At 49.5% G+C, this 23,632-nt stretch carries 27 protein-coding genes; 11 read left to right on the top strand and 16 right to left on the bottom strand.

The window, feature by feature from the left end:
• Positions 1-5: 5 nt before the first annotated feature.
• Genes flgH through flgB form a run of 7 tightly spaced genes read right to left on the bottom strand, consistent with a single transcriptional unit; the run spans position 6 to position 5,167 of the window.
• Positions 6-671 carry a flagellar basal body L-ring protein FlgH gene (gene flgH / locus OGV57_RS16365; protein ID WP_003838808.1) on the bottom strand — a complete coding sequence of 222 codons (666 nt, stop codon included), beginning with the start codon at positions 669-671 and terminating at the stop codon, positions 6-8.
• Between the two features lie 56 nt (positions 672-727).
• On the bottom strand, positions 728-1,513 hold the full coding sequence (gene flgG, locus OGV57_RS16370) for a flagellar basal-body rod protein FlgG (RefSeq protein WP_003838810.1): 786 nt from the start codon (positions 1,511-1,513) through the stop codon (positions 728-730).
• Between the two features lie 30 nt (positions 1,514-1,543).
• On the bottom strand, positions 1,544-2,281 hold the full coding sequence (locus OGV57_RS16375) for a flagellar basal body rod protein FlgF (RefSeq protein WP_003838815.1): 738 nt from the start codon (positions 2,279-2,281) through the stop codon (positions 1,544-1,546).
• 9 nt (positions 2,282-2,290) lie between these two features.
• Positions 2,291-3,493 carry a flagellar hook protein FlgE gene (gene flgE, locus OGV57_RS16380; protein WP_003838817.1) on the bottom strand — a complete coding sequence of 401 codons (1,203 nt, stop codon included), beginning with the start codon at positions 3,491-3,493 and terminating at the stop codon, positions 2,291-2,293.
• Positions 3,494-3,519: 26 nt separating this feature from the next.
• Complete coding sequence (locus OGV57_RS16385; RefSeq protein ID WP_003843811.1) at positions 3,520-4,386, bottom strand: flagellar hook capping FlgD N-terminal domain-containing protein; 867 nt, start codon at positions 4,384-4,386, stop codon at positions 3,520-3,522.
• Positions 4,386-4,817, bottom strand: coding sequence for a flagellar basal body rod protein FlgC (gene flgC / locus OGV57_RS16390; RefSeq protein WP_003843812.1), 432 nt, complete (start codon positions 4,815-4,817; stop codon positions 4,386-4,388). The genes OGV57_RS16385 and flgC overlap by 1 nt, the downstream gene beginning before the upstream one ends.
• A gap of 2 nt (positions 4,818-4,819) precedes the next feature.
• Positions 4,820-5,167: a flagellar basal body rod protein FlgB gene (flgB, locus tag OGV57_RS16395; protein WP_003838822.1), complete on the bottom strand. Its 348-nt coding sequence runs from the start codon at positions 5,165-5,167 to the stop codon at positions 4,820-4,822.
• 82 nt (positions 5,168-5,249) lie between these two features.
• Here flgB and flgA point away from each other — a divergent pair, with 82 nt between their 5' ends.
• The 7 genes from flgA to OGV57_RS16430 all read left to right on the top strand — a co-directional run bounded on the left by flgA (position 5,250) and on the right by OGV57_RS16430 (position 12,988).
• Entirely contained in the window at positions 5,250-6,020 is a 771-nt protein-coding gene (flgA, locus tag OGV57_RS16400; protein WP_016149609.1) for a flagellar basal body P-ring formation chaperone FlgA, read from the top strand.
• Between the two features lie 96 nt (positions 6,021-6,116).
• Positions 6,117-6,404 (top strand): flagellar biosynthesis anti-sigma factor FlgM, encoded by a 288-nt coding sequence (gene flgM, locus OGV57_RS16405; RefSeq protein WP_003838827.1) that lies wholly within the window; start codon positions 6,117-6,119, stop codon positions 6,402-6,404.
• Positions 6,405-6,416: 12 nt separating this feature from the next.
• The gene (flgN, locus tag OGV57_RS16410; RefSeq protein ID WP_003838829.1) at positions 6,417-6,845 is read left to right on the top strand and encodes a flagellar protein FlgN; all 429 of its coding nucleotides are present in this window, start codon (positions 6,417-6,419) and stop codon (positions 6,843-6,845) included.
• Between the two features lie 133 nt (positions 6,846-6,978).
• Complete coding sequence (locus OGV57_RS16415; protein WP_054528101.1) at positions 6,979-7,923, top strand: hypothetical protein; 945 nt, start codon at positions 6,979-6,981, stop codon at positions 7,921-7,923.
• 56 nt (positions 7,924-7,979) lie between these two features.
• Positions 7,980-10,541 (top strand): glycosyltransferase, encoded by a 2,562-nt coding sequence (locus OGV57_RS16420; protein WP_054528100.1) that lies wholly within the window; start codon positions 7,980-7,982, stop codon positions 10,539-10,541.
• 28 nt (positions 10,542-10,569) lie between these two features.
• Complete coding sequence (locus OGV57_RS16425; protein WP_016149606.1) at positions 10,570-11,766, top strand: CDP-glycerol glycerophosphotransferase family protein; 1,197 nt, start codon at positions 10,570-10,572, stop codon at positions 11,764-11,766.
• A 52-nt stretch (positions 11,767-11,818) separates the two neighbouring features.
• Positions 11,819-12,988, top strand: coding sequence for a polysialyltransferase family glycosyltransferase (locus tag OGV57_RS16430; protein ID WP_016149605.1), 1,170 nt, complete (start codon positions 11,819-11,821; stop codon positions 12,986-12,988).
• A gap of 72 nt (positions 12,989-13,060) precedes the next feature.
• On the opposite strand, the gene OGV57_RS16435 is transcribed toward OGV57_RS16430, so the two are convergent.
• The 9 genes from OGV57_RS16435 to OGV57_RS16475 are packed head-to-tail and all read right to left on the bottom strand — an operon-like array spanning position 13,061 to position 20,770.
• Entirely contained in the window at positions 13,061-13,453 is a 393-nt protein-coding gene (locus OGV57_RS16435) for an FAD synthase family protein (protein WP_016149604.1), read from the bottom strand.
• Between the two features lie 40 nt (positions 13,454-13,493).
• Entirely contained in the window at positions 13,494-14,174 is a 681-nt protein-coding gene (locus OGV57_RS16440; RefSeq protein ID WP_016149603.1) for a class I SAM-dependent methyltransferase, read from the bottom strand.
• A gap of 37 nt (positions 14,175-14,211) precedes the next feature.
• Positions 14,212-14,646, bottom strand: a complete 435-nt coding sequence (gene fliJ / locus OGV57_RS16445; RefSeq protein ID WP_016149602.1) for a flagellar export protein FliJ — start codon at positions 14,644-14,646, stop codon at positions 14,212-14,214.
• A gap of 2 nt (positions 14,647-14,648) precedes the next feature.
• The gene (gene fliI / locus OGV57_RS16450; RefSeq protein WP_054528099.1) at positions 14,649-15,989 is read right to left on the bottom strand and encodes a flagellar protein export ATPase FliI; all 1,341 of its coding nucleotides are present in this window, start codon (positions 15,987-15,989) and stop codon (positions 14,649-14,651) included.
• Positions 15,982-16,692 carry a flagellar assembly protein FliH gene (gene fliH, locus OGV57_RS16455; RefSeq protein WP_054528098.1) on the bottom strand — a complete coding sequence of 237 codons (711 nt, stop codon included), beginning with the start codon at positions 16,690-16,692 and terminating at the stop codon, positions 15,982-15,984. Before fliH ends, fliI begins: the two co-directional genes overlap by 8 nt.
• 3 nt (positions 16,693-16,695) lie before the next feature.
• On the bottom strand, positions 16,696-17,712 hold the full coding sequence (locus tag OGV57_RS16460; protein WP_003838846.1) for a flagellar motor switch protein FliG: 1,017 nt from the start codon (positions 17,710-17,712) through the stop codon (positions 16,696-16,698).
• Entirely contained in the window at positions 17,690-19,369 is a 1,680-nt protein-coding gene (gene fliF, locus OGV57_RS16465; protein WP_054528097.1) for a flagellar basal-body MS-ring/collar protein FliF, read from the bottom strand. Before fliF ends, OGV57_RS16460 begins: the two co-directional genes overlap by 23 nt.
• A 4-nt stretch (positions 19,370-19,373) precedes the next feature.
• Entirely contained in the window at positions 19,374-19,736 is a 363-nt protein-coding gene (fliE, locus tag OGV57_RS16470) for a flagellar hook-basal body complex protein FliE (RefSeq protein WP_032939102.1), read from the bottom strand.
• A 47-nt stretch (positions 19,737-19,783) separates the two neighbouring features.
• Positions 19,784-20,770 carry a sigma-54 interaction domain-containing protein gene (locus OGV57_RS16475; RefSeq protein WP_003838853.1) on the bottom strand — a complete coding sequence of 329 codons (987 nt, stop codon included), beginning with the start codon at positions 20,768-20,770 and terminating at the stop codon, positions 19,784-19,786.
• Between the two features lie 594 nt (positions 20,771-21,364).
• Between OGV57_RS16475 and OGV57_RS16480 the strand changes: the two genes are divergently transcribed.
• Genes OGV57_RS16480 through OGV57_RS16495 form a run of 4 tightly spaced genes read left to right on the top strand, consistent with a single transcriptional unit; the run spans position 21,365 to position 23,632 of the window.
• The gene (locus OGV57_RS16480; protein WP_003838855.1) at positions 21,365-22,228 is read left to right on the top strand and encodes a FliM/FliN family flagellar motor switch protein; all 864 of its coding nucleotides are present in this window, start codon (positions 21,365-21,367) and stop codon (positions 22,226-22,228) included.
• On the top strand, positions 22,221-22,592 hold the full coding sequence (locus OGV57_RS16485; RefSeq protein ID WP_003838856.1) for a FliM/FliN family flagellar motor switch protein: 372 nt from the start codon (positions 22,221-22,223) through the stop codon (positions 22,590-22,592). The genes OGV57_RS16480 and OGV57_RS16485 overlap by 8 nt, the downstream gene beginning before the upstream one ends.
• Positions 22,589-23,347: a flagellar type III secretion system pore protein FliP gene (fliP, locus tag OGV57_RS16490; protein WP_003843837.1), complete on the top strand. Its 759-nt coding sequence runs from the start codon at positions 22,589-22,591 to the stop codon at positions 23,345-23,347. The genes OGV57_RS16485 and fliP overlap by 4 nt, the downstream gene beginning before the upstream one ends.
• Positions 23,348-23,359: 12 nt before the next feature.
• A complete protein-coding gene (locus tag OGV57_RS16495) occupies positions 23,360-23,632 on the top strand; it encodes a flagellar biosynthetic protein FliQ (protein ID WP_003838859.1) in 273 nt (90 codons plus the stop codon).

The raw sequence follows: 23,632 nt of genomic DNA on the forward strand, positions 1-23,632 counted from the left end.
CTGCATTAGATCGGGAAGAGAGGATGGTTAAACAGACGCGTCAGCCAGCCCGCCGCATTGGCATCGCTCAATGCGCCACGACCCGCATAGGAGATACGCGCATCGGCAATACGCTGCGATGAGACGGAGTTGTCGTTCTGAATGTCATCGGCGCGCACCAGGCCGCTCAGGCGAATGTACTCATCGCCCTGGTTGAGGGTGAGCCATTTTTCACCGCGAATTTCCAGGATACCGTTCGACTGTACCGAGTGTACCGACACCGTAATTTCGCCACGTAAACTGTTTTGCTGCTGCGAGGTCGCCGTCCCGTTGAAGTCACGATTGGCGTCCACGGACGCGGAAAGGTTATCTTTGGTATGCCCAAAGAGGGTCGGCGCGCCAATATCCACGGTATTGTTCTTACCGAAATTGGTTTTCGCCTGTTTGCTCGACTGGGTGGATTCTTCCAGCATCACGGTCAGGATATCCCCCACCCGATAGGCGCGGCGATCCGCTGTCAGCGACCACTTGTAACCCGTTTCGAACACCCCTCCCGCGCGGCCATCCGCCGTTGGCGGTGCCTCGGTTTTGGGCGGAGCAAAGAATTCGTCATTTTTTTTGACCAGGAGAGCCTGCGATTCGCACCCGCTTAACAGGGGAAGCAGTACCATCAGCCAGAGATAATTTTTCACGTTCTGCCTATTTCTGCCGGATGGAGCTGTACCATCCGGCATTTCACATTCTTGAGTTACAGCGTCTGACTAATAAACTGCAGCATATCGTCTGCCGCAGAGACCATTTTGGCGTTCATCTCATAGGCGCGCTGCACGTTGATCATCGCCACCATTTCGTTGACGATATCCACGTTTGAGCCTTCCAGAGCGCTGTCCTGCAAAGTCCCCAGACCATCTTCCCCGGGAATACCTTCCGTCGGTTGACCACTGGCTGCGGTTTCCAGATACAGGTTGTCGCCTTCCGCTGAAAGCCCGGCCGGGTTAGCGAAGTTCACCAGCGTTAGTTGCCCCAGTTCGGTAGGGTCACTGTCGCCGGGCAGGATTGCCGTCACGGTGCCGTCTTCGCCAAAAGCCACATTAGTCGCGCCGGACGGAACATCGATTTCCGGTTGCAGAGGTAAGCCTTCAGAGTTAGTTAACACGCCGTCAGCGTTAACCTGCATGTTGCCGTCACGGGTATACGCAATATCCCCGTTCGCCTTTTGCACCTGCCAAAATCCCTGCCCCATGATGGCCACGTTCATCGTATTGTCGGTGGTTTCCACATTCCCTTCGGTGAAGGTTTTCTGCGTACCGACAATGCGTACACCGCTACCGAACTGCATTCCGGTCGGCATGATGTTGTTTTGATCGAGCATGGCGCCCGGCGCTTCCTGAGTCTGATAAAACAGATCCTGGAACATCACGCGGTCGCGCTTAAAGCCCGTGGTATTGACGTTAGCGATGTTGTTGGCAATCGCACTCATCTCAGCATCCTGCGCCGACAGGCCGGTTTTACTGATCCATAACGCTGCGTTCATAACACTTTATCCCTGATTAAAGACTACGGCTCAGGAGCCGCGTAGCAGCCTGTTGCCTGAGTCGCTGAGATCTTCAGCCGTTTTCATCATCTTGATTTGCGCTTCGAACTGACGGTTCATCGCAATGGACGACATCATTTCGCTCACCGCAGACACGTTACTGCCTTCCAGAAAGCCGCCGCTCACTTTGATGTTCTCATCGCGTTGTGCCGGTACGCCGTCCGCCGTCACCAGCATCCCCTCGCTATTTTTCGCCAGATTGGCGACCGGAATATCCACCAGCTTCAGGCGATCGATATCCATCGTGGCAGTGACATCGCCATCGTCAGGTGTGACGGAGAGCGTGCCGTCGCTACCGAAAGAGGCAATCGCATTCGGCGGTAAAATAATCGGGCCGTTATCCCCGAGAACAATGTTGCCGTCGATGGTCAGTTGACCCTGATCGTCCTGCTGGATATTGCCGTTGCGGGTATAAACTTCGTTTCCTGCTTTATCCTGCACGGCGATATAGCCGGTTCCCTGAATGGCGACATCGAGCGGACGCTCGGTTTTTTCCGCCACGCCGGTGCTGTCATTGACGCCGCTGGGACTCTCTTTCGCCATAAAACGCGTGTCGAAGCCACCGCCTTTGACTTTGTCATTACTCGCCATCGCCATATCCGCACGAAAACCATTGGTGTTGACGTTGGCGAGGTTGTTGGCGCTAATTTGCTGCTCCAGCAGCGTCTGGGTGGCGCCGCTTAGTGCGGTATAAATCAACCGATCCATTTCTTAGCCTTACATCGCCTGGAAGAGTGCCTGGTCCAACTGCGTACTGGTCGAAATCACCTTGGTGTTCGCCTGATAGTTACGCTGGGCGGTCATCAGGTTGACCAGTTCGTTGGTGATATCCACGTTGGAGCTTTCGAGCATGCCGGAGGAGAGCGTGCCACAAGAGCCGGAGCCAGGCGTGCCAATCAGCGGCGTACCGGATTCACCGGTCTGCACCCACGCGGTACCGCTTACCGCTTCCAGCCCGTTTTCGTCCGGGAAGGTGGCGAGTACAACCTGGCCCTGCAGCATACGTTCACCGTTGCTGTAGGTGGCGTACACTTTGCCGTCGTCATCCACCTGCACGCCGTTTTGCGTTGCGGAGGCATAACCGGTCGCGGAGTTGGTGGTCACCGAGAAATCAGAGCCGTACTGAGTACAGTCGGAGTAGTCGACGGTCATCGAGATCGGCGCGGCTTCATCGGTGGTAAAGGTGATGGTTTGCGGCGTGGTCGGAGAGGTCAGCTTGCCGGTATTCGGATCGAAGGTTAGCGTGGTTGGCGGTACACCAGTCTGCGCTTCACCATCAAAGGTGTACTGCACTTCCCAGGTGTTATCCGCGGTTTTGGTAAAATACTGGCTGACCGAGTGCTCGTTACCCAGAGAGTCATACACGGTGGTGGTGTAGCTGTCGGTATAGGTATCGCTGTTGTTGGCATCAAACTGCACGCTTGAGCGATCGATCGTTTCATCACTGGCGTCAAAGTTGGCCGTAAAGGTCATGCTGTCCGTGGCCTGCGCCGGGATATTGCCGGTTTTAATCTGGATATCGGTCACGGTACCAGTTTGCAGCGTGCCGCTGTCATCAACCGGATAGCCTTGCAGATAATCACCGGACGCATTGACGATATAGCCGTTTTTGTCAGTCACAAAGGAGCCGGCCCGGGTATAGGAGATGTTCCCTGCGCTGTCGCACATGACAAAAAAACCATCGTCGTTGATCGCCAGATCCAGCGCATTGCCGGTAGAGACCATCGAGCCACCGGTGGAGATGCTTTGCGCGGAACCCGCCACGCTCACGCCCATCGCCTGCGTCCCAGCGTACATCGCGGAGAACTGGGTAGTCATTGATTTATAACCGACCGTCCCGGAGTTCGCGATGTTGTTACTGATTCCGTCCAGTTGTTCGTTGACGGCGTTTAGCCCCGTCGCTGCAATTTCATAACTCATTGTTTCTTCCTGTAATGTAAACTAAATCAGAGCACTGTATTGCTGTCGGCGTTATCGCTGCCGTCGTCAGTGTCAGGCGGCGTGGTGTCATCGGTGCTGTCCGGTACGCCAAACTGGGTGATCATGGTGAATGGCACTTCGCCAACGCCGTCAACGTTGAGCACCGGCGTGCTGCCATCGAGCGGAATACGCACATCTTCCACTTTGCCCGTCACCTCAATCGGCACTTCTTCTTCCCCGGTATTGGTCACCACGGACACGCTGTAGTCACCCGGCGGGATGCCGTAATCCGCAGGATTGATGTCGAAATCCACCTGGCCGGGTCCGACGGAGGTTTCACCTTCCGGAATCAGCGACACGGTGTAGTCATCACCCGCTTCATCGGTAAAGTGCAAATCCACATCGGTACAGCTGTCATCCAGCGTGACGCGTCCCTGGATCTCCTTGCTGTTATCTTCGATATCCAGCGAGGTGGTTTGCACCATAATGTCGTCGCCGACCATATTCCCCAGCGCCATCACCTGAATGTTGCTCATCAGCACGGCGTTGGTATTGGCCTGAACGCTCATCTCTTCCATCATCGCTACCTGCGCCATGGAAGAAAGCTGGTCGATATAGGCCGTTGGGTCGGTCGGATCGGTAGGATCCTGGTTTTCAATTTCGGCTACGAACAGCGTCAGAAACGTGTCGACCGCGGACGTTTCCGTGGACGTTGTCGTCGTCGGTGTGCCGCTGGTTCCACTGGTATCGGTGGTTGACGAGGTAGAGGAAGAGCTGCTATCCCCCAGGTTGTTGCTTTGCGCCGTGGCGCTCCCAGTATTTTCAGCCACCGTCGTCTTCTCCTGAGAAGAAGCCAGCGCCTGAGATTGGGCATACAGAGCCAGGGTATTCATTACACTTCTCCCAGTTTGAGTAAGCTTTGCTGCATACTTTTGACGTTATTCAGCACATCAACATCAGTTTCAAAATCACGTGATGCGGACATCATGTCGGCCATTTGCTCGACCACGTTGACGTCCGGGTACCAGACAAAACCGTTCTGATCCGCCATTGGGTGATGCGGCTCATAACGTTTCACCGCCCCGCCACTTTGCATCACGTCCTGCACTTGCACGCTGGCGCCATCAATGCCGTGACGGTTGTTTGCGCCAATCAGGCTATTGTTGTAAACCGCAGCAAAAACCGGGCTGCGCGCTTTATAGGCCTGCGCCTCGCTGCTGGCAGGAGATTCCGCATTCGCCATGTTGCTGGCGACGGTATTCAGACGGATGGTTTGCGCCGTCATCGCCGAGCCAGAAATCTGGTAAATATCAGTAAACGACATGGTTATTTTCCTTCGATGGCTTCTTTGATTCCGCTAAGTTGCAGATTCAAAAAAGTCAGACTGCTTTGATAATCCATACTATTTTGTGAAAACCGGGCCTGCTCGGTATTCAGTTCTACGGTATTGCCATCCTCTGAGGGCTGCATCGGCACCCGGTATTTCACGTCAGCCTCGGGCAGAACATTTGTGTGACTTGCCCGTTGCATCTCAGCGGCAAAATCAATATCTTTGGCTTTGAAATTTGGTGTATCGACGTTTGCCAGATTCGCAGTCAGTAGCTCGGTCCTCTCAAGACGTAACTTCACTGCCTGCGGATGTACACCCAATGCCTGCTGAAAACTGATTCCCATTTCTTGCATCACTCCTGCGTAGATATCGCCATTACTAGCAATAACTATGCCAACTTTTAAGTGATTGATGAGAAATGACTTTATGAAACTACCCTCCTACGTAAGGAAGCCTTCTTTCCCCTTTGCCGCGGAGATAATGCTGGCTTTATGCTGCGTCTTACCCGTACATGCCGCCGTCCATCCCATTCAGCACAGCGCCCGGGAACAGATCAACGCACTGGTTCTGACTGCCGCCGGTCATGAAATCGACACACTGGCGCACAAACAGCAGTGGCAGGACTATCGCTACACGTTCAATATCTATATCCCCTCAGCCGTGAGTACCAGCGCGCTATGCGCGTCGGCGCCACAGATCACCTCCAGTGCCTCCCCAGAAATGGCCTTGTCACGAATGAACTTTATGGTGACCTGCCCAGGCAATGCGGGCTGGAAATATAACGTTGCAGTGCGCCCCGACGTGTCGGTGCCGGTAGTGATGCCAAAGTCGTTGATTGCCCGAGATGCGGTGATTACAGCCGACGACCTGCAGCTTAAAAAATTCAATATCAGCAACCAGCGGGAAGGGTTGATAACAAATATGGATGAAGCAATTGGCCTCACCAGCAAGCGTGCCCTGCAACCGGGTAAACCAATTACCCGTAGCGAGCTGGTTCAGCCCGTATTGGTTAAACGCGACCAGCCAGTGATGATCGTCTCCCATATGGCTGGCATTACCGCCTCAATGCCGGGCGTGGCGTTGAAGAATGGTCGTAAAGGGGATGTGATAAAAATTCGTAATAGCAGCAGCCAGCGGATCATCAGCGGTGTGGTGGACGATACCGGCGTGGTCACCACGTTAACGGCTGAGCAGTGAAGGGATTTTTTGTGATGGGATTAAAGTTTTCCTCTATTGCCGCCGCTTTTAGTCAATAACAGATAACCAACCCAACGGAATATGTACGAGGTTGCTATGAAAATTACCCCGAGTCTGCCTGGCAATCGCCCTGCATCGACAACCGAACAGGCACGTGCAGACAAGAGCAGCGTGCAGACGAGCACGTCCAGTTCCGCATCGCTTTCCGCCGATGATATTACTCAGGCGGGATTGCAAACGGCGCAGCAAACGCTGAACAGTGATACGCAAAGTGACGTTGATTACGACAAAGTGGCGCAAATGCAGGCCATGCTGGCCTCAGGCGATTTGCAGGTTGATACCGATCAACTGGCTGGGGACATGCTCAGCTTTTTCCAGAAATAAGAGGCTACAACAGTGAGCACCAGGCTACAGCAGGTGAAAACTCTGCTTCAGGGCATTCGTGAAGACGGAACGCGGTATGACGTGCTCAGACACCAGTTGGAACAACAACGTCTGTGTATGATCCGTCGCGACAGCGACAAGCTGCTGGCCATCAATGAACTTATTCAACAGCATTATGAGCAGTTGCAAAACAGCAGCCAACAGCGCCGTTCGATCCTGCAACTGCTGGGCGTAAGCGTCAATCGTGCAGGAATAGAGCAGGTCTTTAGTTGGTTGCCGGGCGTGCAGAAAAGTGCCGCAGAGGGCTGGTGGCAAAGCCTTGAGCTAAAAGCGAAACGCTGCAAGGCGTACAACGAAAAAAACGGCGATCTGCTGATCCGCCAGTATGAATTTATTCAGGCTTTTTTAGGTACCGAGCCGGATTTTATTTACCAGCGCTAAACGCCCTTCCCTGACGCGGAAACCTGCTTTCCGCGCTTCACCTAACTAATTGATATAAATGAATTAAAATTCAGGCATGGATATTGCAACGTCATAAACAGATTTTGAATATTGGGATTGCTGAGAACAGATTATGAGTATGATTGATTGTTATGAACCTGACTTTGTCCGGTTGTTTTTATCCCGCCATCCGGATTCCGCTTTACGGGTTAACCTGTGCTGGAAAACGGAAGTGCGTCAGAGTCTGGTCTTAACCGATCCGGCCAGCTGTCAGGCTGCATTAGGCGATCCCAATACCTTTGTCTTGCATCATTCAAAATGTGCGGCCAACCCGGACAGCCCGGCGCTATCCCCACGCGATCAGGTATTGAATCAATCCGCTCTGCATACCATCACGCTTCCAGGTTTATCGCCGGAGCTGCGCCTGTATGCGCTGGGGATCATGCTCTCTTTTTCCGAAAAATGCCCAGGCGATAGTGAAGCGGTGCTGGAAAAGCTGGCATCGTTGCCACAGATCCTCGCAGGCCATGTACAGGAAGGAAAACTGCAGGAGCAATTTGCGCAACTGCCCAGCCTGCCACAGCTACAGCGTGAATTAATTACCCGTATGGGCAGTTGTGAATTCAATTGGGATCTGCTGCCGGAAAGTACGCGTAAACTCACATTACCTCTGCAGGTCAGCCTGCTGATGCTGCAGGATGCGAACAGTGAAGCCATGCTTCAGCAGCAGTTACAGGATCAGTGGCTGCAGACCTGGGAGCGCCATTTCGCTCAAGAAGCATGGATTTTCAGCAACTATCTGATTTATCGCTTGTACCACGACACCTTCCCGCAGCATGAGAGTGAAAGCACACTGCAGCGTTTCTTCTGGCTGGCGGCTGACGTCTTTATGATTCGCACTCTGTTTTGCCTGTGGACGATGGATGATTCTGCGCTAAACCATGACGAAATTTACGCCCTTTTCGCGTTGTTTGAAGCGTGGCGCAACAGCGAGAGCGCCCACTCGTTACGTCAGCATATTCTGGACATGCTGCCGGGAGATCCACTGCTCTCGGCGTTCTCCCTGATAACACGTTAGTGCCTGTTGGCCGGGCGAATGCCCGGTCCTTTTTCGAACCGCGAATACACATCACCATGTCTGAATCCTCTAAAGCACGTTCCGCCCTGACTGGCATCGTTAAAACGCTCGACACTGGCCGCGAAAAACCGTTTGTCAGCGTTATCACGCCAACATGGAACCGCGGCGTTTTCTTACCCTATTTGCTGTATATGTTCCGTTATCAGGACTACCCTGCTGACCGGCGGGAACTGGTGATCCTGGATGATTCTCCGCAAAGCCATCAGTCGATCATTGACCGGCTAACGCAGAACCACCCAGAGAAATATAATATTCGCTATATCTACCACCCGGAAAAGCTCGATCTGGGTAAAAAGCGCAATATGCTCAATGCGCTGGCGGTAGGTGAATATATTCTCTGTATGGATGATGATGACTATTATCCAGCGGATAAAATCTCTTACACCATCGACATGATGCAGCGCCACCGGGCGTTGATTTCAGGTTCCGATCAAATCCCCATCTGGTACAGCCACATCAACCGGATATTCAAAACACGCAGCTTTGGCCCACAAAATATTCTCAACGGCACTTTCTGTTACCATCGTAATTACCTGAAGAACCACCGCTATGATGATGAGTGTAATTTAGGTGAAGAAAAGGGATTCACTAACCAGTTCACCGCGAACCCGCTGCAATTGCCGGGTGAACGTACCATTATTTGTATCTCACACAGCCAAAATACGTTCGACAAAGACTTTGTGTTGGGAAGCAGCGAACCACTGGAAACCCCGCTGGCGCAGGCGATTACCGACCCGATGCTGAAAAACTGGTATCAAAGCCTGCATAACGCCACTCATCATCAACCGATCCAGTGGGATTATATCGATCAGGTGGTGATCGTAAACCTGGACTCACGCCCGGATCGTTTAGCGCACATCCAACAAGAGCTGGGGTTTCTCAATTTCCCAAAGGAAAAGATCACCCGCATTGCCGCGTCAGTTGCCACTAACGGCCAGATTGGTCGCCGCCAATCCCATCTTCGGGCACTCAAGTTGGCACAACAAATGGGATGGAAAAATTACCTGCTGCTTGAAGATGACGCCGTTATTCTGAAACAAGAAAAACATATTCGGGTACTTAGCTCGCTGCTTAATGCCCTGCCTAAATTTCCGTGGGAGGTCATTCTTCTCGGCGGCGAAATTAAACGCGGAAGCATATTAAAAAGCCTGACTGGGATGATTCATGCCCGCGATTGCAATAAGGTGTGCGCCTATCTGGTTAACAACAGCTATTACCCGGTTCTGGCTCAGCAAATGGAATATGACCTTTCAGAGACCCTCGAAGGACAGTGGCAGCCGCTGCTACGTGACGGAAAATGGCTTTCCTGCTATCCGAGTAGCTGCTATCAGCGCCCAGGTTATAGCGATATCGAGAAAAAAGAAACCGATAATATTGGCTACTACTTCAATAAAATCAATAAGAAAACCGATGCCGTCAACGCACTGACTGATGCCCCGCTCCCTTCTACTGCCCCCCGAACAGATGCTATTGGTTTCTATATGGAAACGTCGCTGCACTACGCGGTCTATCGCCCGATCATAACCGCGCTACAGGCGATGGGGCACACCTGCTCTCTATTGGTCAGCGACAAAATACACGCGTCGTTTCTGGATGAAATGACCGCAACAATTAAAACCATTAACGATCCCCTGTTGGGCGGAACGCGTCTTTCTGTGGTGATTGAGAAACGTCAACGCTTCAAATGTCTTGTCAGCCCTTATTACACCCCGTTACTGAACGGGCTGGCGGATACCCATGTACGGACGATGTATGGACTGGCGAAAGAAGCATGGAATCATGCCTGGTGGAATGCCTTTTATCATCGAATTCTCTGCTACAGCCACTATAGCCAGCACGCGGTTGATATTGGCGGCAGCGCCAAAGTGGTGGGTAATCCCCGTTTCGATGAATGGCATAACCATACTTACGATACCGCACTGCCAAAAAGCGTGAAGCTAAATGCGAAAAAGCAGACCATCCTGTATGCGCCAACCTATGGCGCGCTAAGCTCGCTCCCCCATTGGGCACAACAGCTAAGTCGATTAAGCCATGAATACAACGTCGTCACCAAACTGCACCATGGCACTCTGCACAGGCCGGAAGAAAGTGCCTCGCTGGTGCTGGCGCAGCGCTACTTAAAAAACCGAATTGACGATCCGCAGCACCTGCTGGCGCTTATGGCGCAGGCAGATTACGTCCTGACGGACAGCAGCGGCTTTATTTTTGATGCCATTCATATGAATAAACGCGTCATTTTACTGAGCTGGCCAGAGATGACCTCGCTGCTGGATGGCCAACAAAGTTTCTCGACCCCAGACAGCGCCGATCAACGTATCCGCGACGTTCTCCCGGTAGCCCAGGATATACAGGCGTTGCGCAGTGCGCTGTCTGATGCATTTGACTGGACTGCGCTTGAAGCACCGTTAGCCGAAATTCGCCACCATTATTGTGATGCGTTTATGGATGGTCAGGCGGGCAAACGGGCGGCTCAGGAGATTGATAGTCTGGTAAAAGCGCCGCAGCCGCTAATAACTAATACGTTGCTGCACAGTTTGCAGAAAAAGCTGTTTAGTTGATCATCAATTAAAAGGTATCAAAGGGTATATGAATAATTCTCCCGCTGTAGATCATCGTCTCTACCAGGTATTGGCACAGACTTCGCGAAAAAAGACCAAAAATAAAAAAAGAATTCTGTTCTTTGATCGCGATGCCTTTGCTGATAATACTAAATACTTATATCTGCATATGGTGAAAAATCCGCAGCTAGAATGCATATGGTGTACATGGAATGAAGCAGTTTATGACATGTTGCAAAAGCATCATCTACCAGTGCATCTGTTAGGTAAAAACAATGATGAAACCATTAATTTATTATTAGAAGCCCAGATAGCTATTTTCTGCGTTAATCCGCATCATAGTCTACATAAAAACTGGTCATACTTTGCATGTCTGGAGGGGGCAAAACATATTCAGTTATGGCATGGTATTTCGGTTAAAAACTTGTTATTACAATTAACGCCCCATTTTAGCATGACCATTCCTGATTTTGGTACATCTTTAGCCTGGGCCTCCCGTGCTGATTACGTATTAAGTACCGCAGAGATTTTAAATCCTTATTGGCGAGAAGTATTTGGTTGCGATAATATTATCAACGCATCCTACCCACGGAATGAGGTATTACTGCGCAAGATCACACCATTAGAGTTACTCGGCGCAAAACTTGATGCCAGAACAATGAAAGGTCTTGCCAGCAAAAGGAAGAAGATTTTTATTGCTCCAACCTGGCAACGATTCGACAGTACCGATCTCTTAAGTCGAGAGATGCTTACGCAAATCCTTCAATATACCAGTAAAAACAATATAGACGTTTTTATAAAGACGCACCCATACCGGGCAGTGAATTTTGACAGTAACGCACTAAAGATTAACAATTTTTATTTTATTGATGCCGAGACGGATGTCTACCCATTTCTTAATAAATTTGATGCGTTGATAACAGATTATTCATCTATCATGTTTGATTTCCTGTTAACTAAAAAACCAGTGTTAACACTGGATATTGCACCTGGTGAACACGCCAATTTCGAACCTAATTATACATTATTGCCAATAAGCAGTAATTTTCGTTATAAATTTACTCGGGATAACATTATCAGTATGTTGCATCAAGCCCTATTTAAGGATGAGCAAGCAGTAGACAGGGAGCAAGCCGTAGCCAGTTTATACCCGTCTGATAATGTTAATGCCTGCCAGAAACTGGAATCCTTAATTATAGACATACTTAAAGACATCGCAAATTAAAATGTCAAATAGACAATACAACCACTATCAACTATGATTGAAGATTAACAACATGGATATTTTAAAAATATATCTTTCATCTGGTTCCGTGCCCGTCATCCCGCAAATGTTGAACTTTGCGGAGTGCGCATATGATCCTAAAACGCTTAAAATCATATGCTGGTACCGCAATGAAGTGACGCCATTTCAGTTAAAAGGAACAAATGCTTATTACATAAAACAGGCGTATGCGATCACACCAGACTTTATATCTAAAATAATCAATGCCATTCAAAAAACTCAGCCTAAAATGGTTGAGATTCACTCAAACATTGTATTTACCAATGTTGAGCTATATCCCATTATTGCCTCCATATCTAAGTTACTAAAAAAAGAACAAATAAAGATACACCTATACGATGACGGCATACGCAGTATCGGTGAGAGGCTACAACTTAGTGAAATGAGCAGCAATGTTTTTCCAGAAGTGAGTGCCGTTCATATTAAATATTTACAGGCTATCCTGCAAAATGAAACCAATGCCTTCTCTGGCTATCTAAGAGAATCCTGGCCATTATTGATGAATTACCTATGGCATAATTTTTTTGATGTCACCTATCATCTAATGGATCAGTACCAACAAAGATGGAATTCACCTTCACCTTTCCAGAGATCGATACAAAAAAACACGACAGCATTAGCAACTGCAGATATCAAAACGCTCAACCCCAAACAGCTTGCATTTTGCCTCTCACTGTTGAATTTAACAAACACCACCATCAACGAAATAAAGAAAGAAATCAAACAAGAAAATAGCTTATTGTACATGGGGGCTGGATATTTTAACCGCCAGAAAGATGATGCGATTACAGAAAAACAAATCATCAAGATTCAAAAGATGAGAGCAGCAGGGATCATCAAACCTGATGATAATATTATTTTCAAAGCCCATCCAATTAACTCTCCTGAGAATAGAGCAAAAATAGTTTCCGCATTTGCCAGCGATAATATCTACACCTTGCCTAACCATATTCCGTTTGAAATTTTACCGGTGATTGGTTTAGCGCCATCTGCAATCATCTGTACTTTCAGCACGCTACTATTCACGATGACACCAGACACATTTCGGCATATTATAGGAGATGCTGACACGACGTCTGAATCATTAAAGAATCCGATTATTGACAAACTAATTAGAGCGAATATTATTAAGAGAAATCTTGTTAGTGGTTGGCTTGATTAGCAATCAAATTATAACAACAGATTGCTAATCATTTTATCTTAGCCATGCACTAAGGCATTTTCTGTCTAACGATTAATATTTCTTTACCACCTCAATAATCGAAGTTGTCGATATTGACGGTGTTCTGGGGAAATACACTACTTCGCAAAGATAAGAGAGACTATCAAAGCGCCCAGCCCAGTCATCTCCCATTACCAACGTATCTGCACTATACTGCCGAATGTAATCTGCTTTTTTTTCCAATGACTCTTCAAGAAATACACTATCGACACATTTCAGCCCGGCAACAATATCCATCCGTTCATTTTGATTATAAACAGGCTTACGCCCTTTTTTCTGTATATTTAAAGCATCAGAGGAAATACCCACGATCAATCGCTCACCTAACTGCCTGGCACGCTGAAGAATACGTAAATGCCCAATATGAAAAACATCAAATGTGCCGAAGGTTATAATTACGTTCATTGACTAACCTCTATCACACGTTAAACGCGATAATAAGTGACTAAATACTACCAAGTCTTTTCATTCGGTTATTATGAACTCTTTCTTTCTCTAACATTGCTACTTTCATTAATGTTTCATCCGGTTCAATTTTTATATTCTGTTCCTTAACGACAAACCAGGTCGGATACTGGCAATATTTTTGAGATTCAACACTTCTGGTAACCGTTAGTTGCAACCCTGTTTTTTTAACAAAATCATTTACGGCCCACACGACTAATGGCCAATCAGCATGGTAATCATCGCCAGCAAGAACCCCACCAATTTTCAATTTGCAAAACCAGTCGGCAATTGATTTCCCGCCTTCTTCACCAGTGTGAGCAAAACCATCTATATAAATGAAATCAAAAAACTCATCATCAAATATATCAAGAGCATCATCAAAGGACATGCGAAGCAATTTGTAATTATTGCTAAGCCCGACGTATTTTAACGTTTCTTTATATTCGTTGATGTCATGGATATCACCATATAAATCAACACCATAGTATGATGAGAATTTACCGCTATCTATCATTCTCTTAGAAAAGATACCTTTAGCAACCCCCAACTCAATACCAACGCATGAAAGATCATCAGCGCCATTGACAATTTCATGTCGATACATGTTTTCAATATAATTTACTTTTATTGTTGGAGTAAGTTTCTTGCTTAGCTCAACAATCCAGTTCTCATTAAGCATTAATTTTCCTGATATATGAATGGCAAAATAAATAAGATTAATTACATTTTTGTCTTAACCAGCACTGCGCGGCTATCTCATCCACGGCTTTTTGCTCTTTTACCAACGCCTCGTTGTTCAGTTCATCGCGTTTATCATCGAGCGTCATGGCGACAATTTTCTCTTCGCAGGCCGCGGCAACCAGATTTTTTTGAATACGCTGCTCTTTGATTTTAGCCAGCGTTTTCTCCTGCTCTTGCCAGGCAATAACCGTGCGTAACGTGCCTTTATATCCGGTCACGTTTTTGAGAGATTCAACGGAAGGGACCTCTACGCCAGTGCCGGTTTTTTGAATCAGGTAGCCCAGTGCTTTGATGTTATTGTCAAAGCCGGTACAGACCTGCTGCTGTTTAGCCAGCTGGACCGTCATGTCTTTGACTGATTTATCCCGCAGGCGCTGCAATTGCGCCAGGGTATCGATAATTTGTCGCATGATTATTTACCCTCCGTTTTCTTTGCCTGGGGGAAAAGGGCCTGTAAGCGACCTTGCACCAGCTCAAGTGAGGCGGGTTCACTCACCTCCTGACGCAGAAAACGCTCGATAGCGGGGAACGCTTTGACAGCTTTATCAACGCCGGGATCGGCTCCGGCAACATAGCCCCCCAACGGAATCAGCGGCTTAATTTCCATATAGGCGGCGTAGTTTTGTTTTAGCAGACGAGCCGACTGTTGGTGTTCGTTGGGCGTAACCTGCGTCATGCATCGACTGATCGACTGCCCAATATCGATAGCTGGATAATGCCCGGCTTCCGCCAGCTTACGGGTAAGAACGATATGTCCATCCAACACCGCGCGCGCGCAGTCAACGATCGGATCCTGCTGATCGTCTCCTTCCGCCAGCACCGTGTAAATGGCGGTCATTGAGCCTTCGCTTTCGCTGTTGCCGGCGCTTTCCACAAGCTTGGGGATCATGCCAAACGCCGACGGTGGATAGCCTTTCGTTGCCGGAGGTTCCCCCAGCGACAGCGCAATCTCGCGCTGCGCCATGGCATAACGGGTTAACGAATCCACCAGCAGTAAAACGTGATGTCCGCGATCGCGAAACCAGGCCGCGATAGAGTGGCACAGCTCGGTGGCTTTCAAACGCATCAACGGCGACTCATCCGCCGGAGCCGCGACGACGATAGATTTTGCCAACCCTTCCGCGCCCAGTGAATGATCGATAAACTCTTTCACCTCGCGGCCACGCTCACCAATTAACCCCACCACCACGATGTCGGCCTTGGTCTGGCGGGTGATCATCCCCAACAACACGCTTTTTCCCACGCCGCTGCCGGCCATCAAGCCCACGCGCTGGCCTTTGCCGATAGTTAACAACCCGTTGATTGCTTTTACACCTACATCCAGCGGTTGGTTCACCGACCGACGCGTGAGGGGATTGATAGACGGTGCCTGCGGCGGCAGCACATCATTGCCGGTCAGACGGCCTTTGGCATCCAGCGGTTCGCCCAGGCCATTGACCACCCGCCCCAACCAGCTTTCGCTAATCAGGATCTCCTGAGCTTTTTCTTCGGGGAATACGCGTGCGCCCGCCATCAGTCCGACGGGGTGTTTGAAGGGCATCAGGTAGGTGATATCACGATTAAATCCCACCGCCTGCGCGTCGATCAGCGTATGGTTGGCGCTTTCAACGCGGCACAACTGGCCTGTCACCAGCGGACAGCCCACGCTCTCCAGCAAAATGCCGTTCACGCGCACCAGTCGTCCGGCAACCCGGGCTAAAGGGATCGACTCAATGGAACGCAGCGCGTTGTCGAAGCTGGAAAGATCACTCACCCGTCGGCTCCGGCAGCAGCGACTCTTTGAGTGCCGACATACATTGCTCGAGTCGATGCTCGCAGCCAATATCCAGCTCGGATTTATCGGTAATCACCCGGCATTCGCCCGCCTGCAGATCGGGAGATGGCGTCAGTCCCCATGCAGCGACCTTCTCAGGAGCGGCATCTTTAATGCGGTTAAATTCTTCGTTACTCAGCAGCACCTGTAGCGACTCAGGCATCGCCGGAAAGGCCGAAATAGCCTCTTCGACCAGCGATAATAGCTGTGTCGGTTGCAGCGCCAGCTCACAACGAATCACCTGGCGGGTAACCTTTTCAACCAGCTGCAACAGGTCTTCCCGCTGTTTGCGCTGAACGTGCGCCAGATAGTCATTCACTTTGCCGGAGATAGCCTCCAGCGGCTGGGCGGCTCGTTCAAACTGCTTGCGCCCTTCCTGCTGCCCGGCCAGGCTGCCTTCAGTGTATCCCTGACGACGGCCTTCATCGTGTCCCTTCTGATGACCTTCCTGAAAGCCCTGCTCCTGGCCTTCTGTCATCCCTTGTTCAAAACCTTTTTGCAGCCCTTCCTGGAAGCCGTCCATCAGTTGGCGCTGATAATCCGCCGGTGTGATCCCCGGCGTAAGCTGTTCAGTCTGCAGATGGCGCTGGCGAGGAGGAAAGCGGTGCAGCCGGTAACGACCACGAATGGTTTCAATTGCCATGTGTTACTCCGCCGTCTGTTCAGCAAACAGCTGTAGCTGAATTTCACCCGCTTCCTCAAGCTCGCGGGCAATTCCCATGATTTCACGGCGTATCTGTTCAATACGACTCACCGGAACCGGCCCCAGACGCGACGTTATCGCCTCCAGCTGTTGTACCTGACGCTTAGGCATCACGGCATAAATCGAACGACGCAACAACGCTTCGGTACCTTTCAGCGCCACCGCCCAGTCTTCCATCGGCACTTCGTCGAGCAGACGACGGCGCACTTCGTCACTTTGGCGGCTCAGAATAAAGAAGTCGTACATTTCGTCCTGCAACTGTTCGAGAACATCTTCATCGCGTTCGCGCAGTTGATCGAGGATCACCTGTTGGTTCCCCTGGAAGCGGTTAACGATATCCGCGGCCTGCTTGATCCCTTTCACTTTCGAACCATGTTCGGAGAGCACCGACAGCCCACGCTCGATCAAACGATCCAACTCATCCACCACGTCGCGGTTTACATCGTTGAGTTTGGCAACCCGGTAGAGGATCTCGTTTTGTACTGACTCATTCATGTAAGACAGTACCGTAGCCGAGATCTCTGGCGTCAGGAAGGCAAGGAATACGGCCTGTAACTGCAAATGCTCTTCTGAGATCAGTATCGCCAGTTGGCGCGGTTCCACCCACTGTAAACGCGCCATCCGCGAACGGATCTCATCGCCATAAATGCCGTTGATCACGCTACTGGCGATTTCTGTGCCCAGCGCTTTATTAAGGATCCCTTGCAGCATGGAACGCGATGCGCCGTTGATACCACTCTGCTCACGGAATTCATCAAAAAAGTTATTGATCACTTTTTTGGCCATGCTGGTTTTTACCCCAGACAGACGCGCCATGTTTTCACTCAGGCGAACCACCTCTTCGCGGCTGAGTTTTTGCATCACCGTAGCTGCCGCCTCCTCGCCCAGACACAGCAATAAAATTGCGGCCTGTTCCAGGTAGCTGTTGTTGCTGCCGTTATTTATTGTCAATTCGCTCATTGCTGGTAATCCATTGTCTGAGAACTTCAGCTACGCGATCGGTGTCGCTCATCGCCAGTTTTTGCAGGAACTCCAGCTTCACTTCCAGACCGGAGCTCTGCGAAGGCAGGCTGTCGTCACCAGGGAAAGAAGGCAGTTCGATATTTTTGCGCTCATCTTCAGCGGCCGCAAAATGGGGTTTGTCCGCAGGAATCGCGATCGGTGCGGCGTCCAGCGCCAGCTCTGGCGTCGACGTCCGGCGACGTTCGGCGGTCAACCGTTTCATGACCGGACGAACAACAAACAGCAGCAACAGCAGAGCCAGCAGGCCGCAACCAATCAGACGCACCCAGGCCAGAATGTTGTCATCCTTCCATAAGGGGACCACCGGCTCGACGGGAATCGACTGCGGCACAAAATTAAGCAGCGATAAGGACAGATTGTCGCCACGCCTGGCATCAATCCCGGCGGCGTTATTTAACAGTGCCGTCAATTGCGTGGTTTGTTCCGGTTTCCAGTTCTTCAACGCAGGCGCGCTCTGGTTAAGTACCACGGCCACATTTAAACGTTTAATGTCGAAACCAGGATGCTGGATATGCTCAACGCTACGATCCCACGAGTAGTCGCGCTTGTTCTCACTGTGCTTTGACAGTGCGGCTGGCTGGTGAGACTCCTCTGGCGCGGTTCCATTGGTGCCATTCGCCACCTGATTTGCCGCCAACGGAGGACGGTTACTCAGCGAGCCAGGGATCCCCATAGCGATCTGGTTGGTATCGCTATCCAGCACCGTTTCTTCACGGTTCACCTTCGGTGTGTCACCGTAATGCTCCTGGGTTTCGTCGATATTGCTCAGATCGAGATCCGGCATCACGCTTACCCGGTAGTTACCGGTTCCGACCAGCGAGTCGAGAACATTTGCGAGACTGGCGCGGGTCTTATCCTGAATATCTTTGAGGATCTGGTCGCGCTTACGCGTCGCCGCAGAAACCGCTTCACCCGCGCCAATACCATCGGACAATAAATTCCCCGCCTGGTCGACAACGCTGACCTGCGCAGCTTTCAAATCAGGCACGCTGCCGGATACCAGGTGCACGATGGCATTCACCTGGTCGAGATCCAGCTTGCTGCCATAATGCAGACGCACCACCACCGAGGCGCTGTTTTGCGGCTCGTCGCTGACGACAAAGGAACTCTCTTCATTGAGCGCCAGATGCACACGGGCGCTCTCTACGGTATCCAGCGTCATAATGCTTTGCGCCAGTTCGCCTTCCAGGCTCCGCTTGTAGCGGACGTTTTGCACAAACTGGCTGGCGCCCAGCACTTCGTCTTTGTCCATCAGCTCATAGCCGCTGGGCAGCATGGCCTGCACGCCTTTCGCCGCCAGCGTCATTCGCGTTTTAGACAGAGTCTCTTCCGGAACCAGAATTTGTCCGCTTTGCGGATCGATGCGGTATTCCAGTTTTTCACCATCCAGCACGGTGACTATCTGCGAAACCGGGATATTCTCCTGGCTACCGTAAAGCGAAACATAGCCGTGGCTGCCATTCCACAACACGCTGACAATAATGGTGGTGGCCGCAATAGCCGCTGCCGCCAGTAATGCCAGGCGTTTATTACCATCCAGCCTGAAAGAGAACGAGGGTAAAAACTGAGTTACTTTTTTTATTAGTTCATTCATAGCGTTAGACTGACATGCTCATCAGGTCGTTGAATCCGGAAGCGACTTTATTACGTACCTGCACCAGCGCGGAAAACGATAACGATGCCTGCTGACTGGCGATCATCGCCCCCGCCAGGTCATCGCTTTTCCCCATCTCGATGGCCGTTTGTTTTTGCTCTGCACTCTGCTGAAATTGATCAACATGGTTGAGCGCGCCCTGCATAACACGGTCAAACGAAACCGGAGATGATGCAGACTGCGCACCCACGGCGTTAATCTGCATCGGCGAAAGGACAGGGGCTTGTGCGACCGCTTTCATCTGCTGCATGTCCTGCATCATTTGCGTCTGCATCGTACTGGCTGGGGCTATCGTATTTATGCTCATGACTTACTCTTAAAATTAGAAAAGCGTTCTCGGTACCACAGACTGATTCAGGAAAAGATTTCTATTCCCTGTTTTCGCATTGATGCCAGACGATAACGAAGCGCACGTGGGGTAATTCCTAATAAATCAGCGATTTTGGTTTTATTACCCTGATATTTGCGCATCAGGTCAGCGATATATTGATATTGCGCGCTGCGACCATGCTGGCCCAGATTGTCGCTGGTGGTGATTTGCGCAGTGGGTTTTGGCTGCCATTGCGGCTCGCTCCAGGAATCGGACTCAATGGATGGCAGGCCTAACGTATCGGGATAAATGACGCCATCACGATTAAGGATCATTCCTCGTTGAATGGCGTTCTCCAGTTGGCGCACATTACCCGGCCACGCATAGCTCAGTAACGCCCGGCGTGACGATTCAGAAAGCTTGATATTTTTTACCAGCACCGTGGAGTATTTTTTAATAAAGGATTCCGCCAGCGGAATAATGTCTTCCATACGCTCGCGCAAAGGCGGCATGGTCAACGGAATCACTGACATGCGATAATAGAGATCTTCTCTGAAGCGTCCTGCGGCCACCTCTTCTTCAAGATTCTTATTGGTGCAGGCGATTAAACGAAAATTTAATTTGATTAGACGGTTACTGCCTAAACGCTCAACCTGTTGTTCCTGTAATACACGCAGTATTTTGGCCTGTAGCGCCAAAGGCATGTCACCGATCTCATCCAGCAATAATGTACCATTATTGGCTAATTCCATCTTTCCCGGTACGGTGGCCACCGCCCCGGTAAACGCCCCTTTATCATAACCAAAGAGCGTTGCTTCAAGCATATTTTCAGGAATAGCGGCGCAGTTCACGCCGATATAAGGCGCTGAAGCCTCCTGCGCAAATGCAATCGAGTGGATAAATTTGGCGATACATTCTTTACCCGTACCGGTTTCGCCATGGATAAGTACAGGAACATTAAAAGCAGCAATACGCCTTGCCATTGAAAAAACATTAATGCTTGAGGCTGCTTCGGCAATAAGTTCAAACATGATCATTTACACTTAGAAGTAAAGTTAACATCCGTTACGAGAAATATACAAATCATTCCAAAGCACAATCATCGAATAATAGATATCGCCCGTGCCATGTCTTAATCCCATCCTTGCTCATGTTTTACCACCCCATCAAAGGGCAGCCCTATCGAAGACTATTTTCAAATAGGGTTTTTCCTAAAAAAATACTAACACCAGTACCATTAACAATCTCAAATTAAAAGATAATAAAAATATTATTCATTTAAAAACAATGACTTGATTTAAATATAGCATAAAAAATAGACATGAGGGGGAAGCCTAATCTGGGACAAGCAGTAAGCGAGAAACATCACGTATATGTAATTAATTATTTTTTAATTACAACCTAACGCCATTAATAACTTGCAGAGGAGAGGGGTAAAATATCTAATATCCAGCCCTACTCCATAGACGTGAGTGGGTACGGTATTTCGTATCTAATGGACTTCAACACTATGAGAATAGCGTCAAGGATGAACAATAAATTAAACGAATTTGTATTTCTTTTGATAACCGCGGGATTTGATATCAATTCAACCGCCCCAGAAATTACAGCTGAGAAAGCGTACCATGCTGAAATATAGTCAAACGCCCGGAATCTTTAAACTTGAAGGAAACCGGCTTGGACGTCCATATCATCGTCTGCCGACTATGTTTACGGGAAGTTTTGATACAATTGAATCACATCTTGGAAACTACTTCCTGAAAAAACATCGCACAAATATAACACTTAAAAAAATACACTGTGAGATGGATGTTATCAATAAAAGTGCGGAATTATTAGTTTCTCAGGTTGGACATCTGGCCTTTGATATCGACCGCGCATTATTATTAATGTTATTAGGTAACTTTTATGGATTGGCATCATCTCTCGCCGACGAGAAGTCACAGGATGATTTACCAACCAAAACAGAAATCCGGTTGCGAAGCAGACTGGCGCTGGATATTTGTAATACCATTTTTAATAAAAATATATCCGGTATTCCACTGACACTCAAACCCGACAGCAGCACCATACAAACCCACTGGGCTTATCAGCTTACATTTGTATTAGGTGATGATGAGAATTGCAGTTTCCGCATCTTACTGGACGACTCGCATACCGATTACATTCTGAATTTAATCCGCCATAGCGAGCACGGCGAGAAAAAAAAGCAGATTGATAAAGCCAGCGCTGAGACGCGTAAAAAAACGCTGATCAAAGAAATTATCCATACGCTGCCGCTAACCATGAACGTGAAGATTGCAGAAATTCCGCTGAATGTTGCCGACCTGACGACGATTAAACCCGGCGATATTTTACCGATTGCGATGCCTGATACTTTCCCTGTGTATATCGGGAAATCCGAATTATTTAATGCCCTGATCGTAGAGGATAAAGACAAACTGTTTTTGTCCGAATTAACGAGCAAGACGGAGAAATCCTATGAGTAAGCCAGAAGATATTTTAGAGCAAGGTTTCGAGTTAGCCCCCGAAGCGACTACGCCACCCGCGCCGTCTGTTACAGAAAAGCTGGTGGCGCGTTTAGAAGACCGTTTTTCCGAGTCGATGTCATTACTCAAACGTATTCCGGTCACGCTAACGCTGGAAGTTTCGTCCGTGGAGGTGATGCTGGCCGACCTGCTGAACATTGATGACGACACCGTCATTGAGATGGATAAACTCGCCGGTGAACCGCTGGATATCAAGGTCAATAATATCCTGCTAGGTAAGGCTGAAGTGGTTGTGGTTAACGAAAAATATGGCCTGCGCGTCCTTGAATTCAACACGCATGAAATCAACGACCTTGCACCATGAAACGCGCGCCAACACTCACGCTCTTACTGGGTATCTCGTTACTCATCCTTTCTCCCTTTGCCTGCGCGCAAGGGGGAGATATCCCGTTGCTGAATGTGATTTCGCACGGAAATAGCCAGGAGTACAGCGTAAAAATCCAGGTCCTGATCCTGATGACCCTGGTGGGCATTCTGCCTACCCTGGTGCTGATGATGACCTGTTTTACCCGTTTTATTATTGTTCTTTCCCTGCTGCGTCAGGCGTTAGGGCTGCAACAAACGCCGCCGAACCGCATATTGATTGGCATTGCGCTGTCGTTAACCATGCTGGTGATGCGCCCAATTTGGATCAACATTTACGATCATGCCGTTGTCCCTTTTGAAAACGATCAAATCACGCTCCCCGACGCGCTAAGCACGGCCGCCTCGCCATTGAAGCGCTTTATGCTGGCGCAGACCAATAAAAAAGCGATTGCGCAGATCATGGAGATCGCCAACGCGAAAGGGAATGCAGTCGATCAGGATCTCTCCATTATCGTTCCCGCCTATGTGCTAAGCGAACTCAAAACCGCCTTCCAGATAGGTTTTATGATTTACATTCCGTTCCTGGTGATCGACCTGATCGTCGCCAGCGTACTGATGGCGATGGGGATGATGATGCTGTCACCGCTGATCGTTTCGCTGCCCTTTAAGCTGATGCTGTTTGTGCTTATTGATGGCTGGGCGCTGACCGTTGGGACGCTGACCTCCAGCATTCGCGGTCTGGGACTGGGCTAACGGAGATCAGACATGCTAACCATTGATGTAGCCGCAGACATCGTTGCCAGCGGTATAAAAGTTGTGATCATTTTAGTCTGTGTGTTGGTCGTTCCCAGCCTGCTGGTCGGTATGTTGGTCAGCATTTTTCAGGCTGTGACGCAGATTAACGAACAAACGCTTAGTTTTTTACCCAGGCTAATCGTCACCCTCGCGGTATTGGGTATTTGCGGAAAATGGATGATCGTCCAGTTGAGCGATCTCTGCGTGCATCTGTTCACTCAGGCCGCCATTCTGGTGCACTAA

The sequence above is a fragment of the Citrobacter sp. Cf087 genome (assembly GCF_030334285.1).
In the GTDB taxonomy this organism is placed as follows: domain Bacteria; phylum Pseudomonadota; class Gammaproteobacteria; order Enterobacterales; family Enterobacteriaceae; genus Citrobacter; species Citrobacter freundii.